The 482-nt window shown below is 51.2% G+C and carries 1 pseudogene; it reads right to left on the reverse strand.

The window, feature by feature from the left end:
* A pseudogene (locus tag HMJ38_RS25145) lies at window positions 1-482 on the reverse strand (hypothetical protein); the annotation flags it as partial.

A 482-nucleotide genomic window follows, 5' to 3' on the forward strand; every position in this document is an offset into this window, starting at 1 on the left:
GGATAGATCAGAATTTCTCCGGGAGGAAGTTCTCTGTACATGGTAATCTCTCTGCTGATGGTCTGTCCTGCCCTGTCGGTGCTGTGGACGGTGACGGTCATCTCTGCATCAGGGGTTCCGGATCCTCTCCAGACCAGCACGTTCTTCTCGATATAGAAGTTGGGATGCTCGTCCATGCTGTAGGTATGGATATTGTCAACAGGATCCAAGGTGTTCAGGCTGCCGATGATCTCGCCGTTCCTTACTTTGGTGGAAACCTTGTTCCTGCTGATCATAATATCCTCCGCAAGCGGTTTGTCCAGTACGATCACAGGGATATCCAGCGATACGTTCCAACCTTCGAAGCCTTCGTTCTCCAAGGATGCCGTTATCCTGTACAGGCCAGATCTCAGCGGATCGTAATCGTTCATCTGCCAGTTGATCCTACTGATATATTCCGGATCGCTGCCCTCCTCGAAGACAATGCCCTCGCTGATGGCTTT

Origin of the sequence: Aquiflexum lacus (assembly GCF_015476655.1) — a bacterium.
GTDB lineage: Bacteria > Bacteroidota > Bacteroidia > Cytophagales > Cyclobacteriaceae > Aquiflexum > Aquiflexum lacus.